2 protein-coding genes are annotated in these 2,646 nt (G+C 60.8%); both read left to right on the forward strand.

Features of this window, described 5'->3' with window-relative positions:
- The coding region (locus QM609_RS05475) for an Ig-like domain-containing protein (protein WP_283337108.1) at nucleotides 1–767 on the forward strand (767 nt) is incomplete at its 5' end.
- 252 nt (nucleotides 768–1,019) lie between these two features.
- A partial coding sequence (locus QM609_RS05480; protein WP_283337109.1) for an Ig-like domain-containing protein occupies nucleotides 1,020–2,646 on the forward strand: 1,627 nt, incomplete at its 3' end.

Here is a 2,646-nt window from a genome sequence, read left to right on the forward strand (position 1 = left end):
TGTCGCACGCGTTCGATGCTGCTGGCGCTCAAAGCGTTACGGCTGACTTCACCGCGGGTGCTGGCTTCGTGAGTTCGTCGGCGCCTGCTCAGACGGTGACGGTGTCGGATCCGGCTCCGGTCGACAAGGCGACAAAGACGGTGCTGAGTGTTCAGGGTGAAGCCAAGGTCGGACTGCCTGTTGATCTCTTCGCGACAGTGTCCGAAGATCCCTCGGACGCCCTGGTGCCGTCCGGCGGAACGGTTCAGTTCAAGATCGGTGGAGTCGATCAGGGCGCCCCGGTCGCGGTTGTTGACGGAGTTGCCAAGCTGCCGCACGTGTTCGGAGCAGAAGGCACCTTTGTAGTCTCGGCTGTATTCAGTGGCTCTGGCGTGTTCACGTCGTCCACCGCGGAGTCTGTCGACGTCAATGTCACGGTTCCGACCCCGTCGGATGTCGAAAGCTCTACGTCGTTGACGGCTCCGTCCTCGGCAAAGGTCGGCACGGCGGTGCAGCTGAAGGCTGTGGTCAGTTCTTCCGGCGCGACGTCGGGAACCGTCCAGTTCTTCGACGGAACGACTCCGATCGGAACTGCCGTTGATGTTGTCGGTGGGCAGGCCGTGCTGAGCCACACCTTCACCACGACCGGCAACCATTCGATCACCGCGGTCTACAGCGGAGCCCAGGGCGTCACGGGTTCCACGTCGACTGCATCGGTTGTGAACGTCGGTAACGGGGGTGGTGGCTCCGGTTCGCTCGGTTCGCTGTCGCTGCCGTTCGGTTCATGATTCTCCGATGATGTGATGCCCCCTTGCGCCCATAGGTGCAAGGGGGCATTGCTCTTCGGGAATCGCGGATTGGTCGTTAGCTGAACTATTGGCAATTCGTGAATATTTGTCTGAAATAACTGATACAAGTACTACTTTTGACGGGTACTGTACGAGCGTCCAGCTCCATTCCGATTTCCGCTCTGTTCGAGTGACCTCCTTCCGTGCGGTTCCCGATCCACGTCTGTTGCTAGCTGAGGAGAGTTCGTGTTGGTGAGAAGAAGTTCCGCGGTCGTGGTGGCGGCGTTGGTCGGTGGCGTGCTGGTGGCAGGTGGCGTTGCTTCGGCAGCTCCGACGTCATCTCCCGCGGTGGAGAACTCGATCGGGTTCAAGCTGGGTTGCGATGGTTATGAACATCTGGCTGTTGATATCGCGGATGTGTTTCATTCGACGGGTGTGACGGTGTCTGCGCCGGAGAAGGTGGTGGCGGGGTCGACGTTCACCTATCGGGTTCAGCCGAACGTGATGTCGGTGCCGACGGGTGGGCATGCAGGCCGCAGTGTCGGTAAGTGGACGCGGCTCAAGTACGACTTCGATATACCTGCAGGGGTGTCGTTGGTGGATGCTCAGGTCGTGGCAGGTACTTCGTCGAATTTGTCCGGTGTGACTCCGTCGGTGATTCGGATCAACGACGGCGGTTCGCCGGATGGCGCGGGTACGCATCTGCGTATTTCGGGGAACAATCAGACTGCTGACTCGAACAACAAGGGCGGTAACGGCCCGAGCACGAGCAAGAACAGTGACGGTGGAATCGAGGTAGGGGCAGGGAAGACCTTCCGGTTGCCCGCGATCGACGTGACGGTGGTTGCCGGTGCCGCGGGTAGTACGGTGCAGCCGAAGTTGCGTGCCACAGATGGTGATTCGGGTGCGTTCAATTCGCCGAAGAATGCGTTCACGTTCTTGCAGTACGAGACCCTTTGGCCGGGGTACTGGGAGCGCTACAACTGCTCTCCGCGCGATTCGAGTGGTGGTGGGTTGAATGCGGGTGGTCAGGCATTGGCCACCGTCAACGTCGTCTCGCAGGCGGCGACCTCGACCACAGTGACATCCGGCGCGGCTGCAACGGTCGGTCAGTCGACCGATTTGGTTGCGCAGGTCTCCCCGGCACCGACAGGCGGCACCGTTCAGTTCAAGGATGGCGGAACTGACATCGGCGCCCCGGTGGCCGTCGTCAATGGCGTTGCCACACTGCCACATACATTCACCGCGGCAGGCGATCACTCCATCACCGCTGTATACGACGGTGTTCTCGAGTTTCTGACATCCACGTCACCAGCACGCACAGTGAGCGTGGCCGCTGCCGATGTACAGACGACTGCGTCGTTGACAGTCCCGAGTAGTGCCGTCGAGCAGACCTCGGTCGCGCTGACCGCAAACATCTCACCGGCAGCTAACGGCGGAACGGTCCAGTTCAAGGACGGTGGCATCGACATCGGCGGACCCATCGCGGTGACTGGCGGAGCGGCGACCCTGGATCACACGTTCACCACGACGGGATCACACTCGATCACTGCGGTCTATTCAGGTACTGCAGGTTTTGGTGGTTCGACCGCGCAAGCTCAGACCATCGAGATCTCGAGCTCAGCGCTGAGTACGACTACAACGCTTCAAGTTCCGGCTACGGCGGTCACGGGTACGGCCGTAGATCTGACCGCTACCGTCGCTCCGAACAACGCTGTCGGCACGGTGCAGTTCAAGTCGAACGGCACTGCGATCGGCACTCCGGTGGCAGTTGCGTCAGGTGTCGCGACGCTGTCGCATGCATTCGATGCTGCTGGTGCACAAAGTGTTACGGCTGACTTCACTGCCGGTGCAGGGTTTGTCAGCTCGTCGGCGCCTG

This window comes from Rhodococcus sp. IEGM 1302 (assembly GCF_030056935.1).
Taxonomy (GTDB): domain Bacteria; phylum Actinomycetota; class Actinomycetes; order Mycobacteriales; family Mycobacteriaceae; genus Rhodococcus_F; species Rhodococcus_F qingshengii.